This window comes from Martelella sp. UBA3392, from assembly GCF_002358775.1.
Taxonomy (GTDB): Bacteria; Pseudomonadota; Alphaproteobacteria; order Rhizobiales; family Rhizobiaceae; genus Martelella; species Martelella mediterranea.
This window is the reverse complement of sequence record NZ_DEPM01000239.1, coordinates 30,833-31,684: the sequence shown is the minus strand read 5'-3', so window position 1 is coordinate 31,684 and position 852 is coordinate 30,833. Positions and strand designations below refer to the sequence as shown.

Below are 852 nucleotides of genomic sequence, written 5' to 3'. Positions count from 1 at the left end.
GCCGCGCAGGGCCTGGGCAACGTGCTGGCCAAGCGCCTCGGGCCGATCCCGCCGATGCGCCTCATGGCCTGGCTCTCGATTTTCACCGTGCCCGAAACCCTGCTGGCCTCGTCGCTGCTGGAAACGGGCCAGTGGCAGGCCGTCCGCCAGGCGGATCTGGCGGCGTGGGGCTCGCTCGCCTATGCCACGCTCCTCGGCGCCGGGGTCGGGTTCGCGCTGTGGTTCTGGTTGCTCGGGCGGCTGCCCATGTCGCGGGTCGCGCCCTTCGCGCTTCTGCAGACCGTGGTCGCCATGGCGCTCGGGGTCGTCGCCATGGGAGATCAAGTGACCTTGTCCCTCGTCCTGGGCGCGCTGCTGTGTCTCTCTGGCGTACTCCTGACGCAGATCACACTGAGGAGAAAGGGCAGAGCCGAAGCATGACAGCGGCCTCATGCCGGACGCCCATGCATGGTGCCGCGCAACAGACGGTCTCGCCGCCATCGGCGCGGCGACAGGACGACCGGTCCACAATATCGACCGGACGTACCGCACTATCCATAGGCGTAGACATAGGCGTATTCCCACGCATATGTCGTCACCGGCGGTCCTTGCGGCCTCGGGGGGCCGCCGGCATGGGCCGGGCTGGCTCCGGACGCGCCGGACGCAACCGCCGCCGACAGCGCGGCGGCGAGAAAGCCCCTGCGGTTCAGCGGAAGATGCCTGCCGTCCGGGGCTGTCGCGGTTCGATCGCGATCGTTTCGTTTCTCACTCGCCATCATGATCACTCCTGAAACCGGCTCGGAACGGATTGCGGGACTTCAACAGTTCGGGATCGGGCACAAGCGATTTGCTCGCCACGTTCGCCAGCATCTG

Annotated in this window: 1 protein-coding gene; it reads left to right on the top strand. The window is 67.6% G+C overall.

Annotated elements, in window-relative coordinates:
* Window positions 1-420 (top strand): EamA family transporter (locus B4E36_RS19090; RefSeq protein WP_345900698.1); only part of this gene is annotated, 420 nt, incomplete at its 5' end.
* Window positions 421-852: the final 432 nt, after the last annotated feature.